Origin of the sequence: Bacillus cereus group sp. BfR-BA-01316, from assembly GCF_022664195.1 — a bacterium.
Lineage (GTDB): Bacteria > Bacillota > Bacilli > Bacillales > Bacillaceae_G > Bacillus_A.
The window spans coordinates 1-1,079 of the sequence record NZ_JAKUGX010000079.1; the positions used below are offsets into that span (position 1 = coordinate 1).

Below are 1,079 nucleotides of genomic sequence, written 5' to 3' on the forward strand. Positions count from 1 at the left end.
CCCAGGGAACTGAAACATCTAAGTACCTGGAGGAAGAGAAAGCAAATGCGATTTCCTGAGTAGCGGCGAGCGAAACGGAATCTAGCCCAAACCAAGAGGCTTGCCTCTTGGGGTTGTAGGACATTCTATACGGAGTTACAAAGGAACGAGGTAGACGAAGCGACCTGGAAAGGTCCGTCACAGAGGGTAATAACCCCGTAGTCGAAACTTCGTTCTCTCTTGAATGTATCCTGAGTACGGCGGAACACGTGAAATTCCGTCGGAATCTGGGAGGACCATCTCCCAAGGCTAAATACTCCCTAGTGATCGATAGTGAACCAGTACCGTGAGGGAAAGGTGAAAAGCACCCCGGAAGGGGAGTGAAAGAGATCCTGAAACCGTGTGCCTACAAATAGTCAGAGCCCGTTAATGGGTGATGGCGTGCCTTTTGTAGAATGAACCGGCGAGTTACGATCCCGTGCGAGGTTAAGCTGAAGAGGCGGAGCCGCAGCGAAAGCGAGTCTGAATAGGGCGTTTAGTACGTGGTCGTAGACCCGAAACCAGGTGATCTACCCATGTCCAGGGTGAAGTTCAGGTAACACTGAATGGAGGCCCGAACCCACGCACGTTGAAAAGTGCGGGGATGAGGTGTGGGTAGCGGAGAAATTCCAATCGAACCTGGAGATAGCTGGTTCTCCCCGAAATAGCTTTAGGGCTAGCCTTAAGTGTAAGAGTCTTGGAGGTAGAGCACTGATTGAACTAGGGGTCCTCATCGGATTACCGAATTCAGTCAAACTCCGAATGCCAATGACTTATCCTTAGGAGTCAGACTGCGAGTGATAAGATCCGTAGTCAAGAGGGAAACAGCCCAGATCGCCAGCTAAGGTCCCAAAGTGTGTATTAAGTGGAAAAGGATGTGGAGTTGCTTAGACAACTAGGATGTTGGCTCAGAAGCAGCCACCATTTAAAGAGTGCGTAATAGCTCACTAGTCGAGTGACTCTGCGCCGAAAATGTACCGGGGCTAAATACACCACCGAAGCTGCGAATTGATACCAATGGTATCAGTGGTAGGGGAGCGTTCTAAGTGCAGTGAAGTCAG

General features: G+C 50.3%; 1 rRNA gene. It reads left to right on the forward strand.

The window, feature by feature from the left end:
* Positions 1–1,079: ribosomal RNA gene (locus MR071_RS24975) — 23S ribosomal RNA — on the forward strand; the annotation flags it as partial.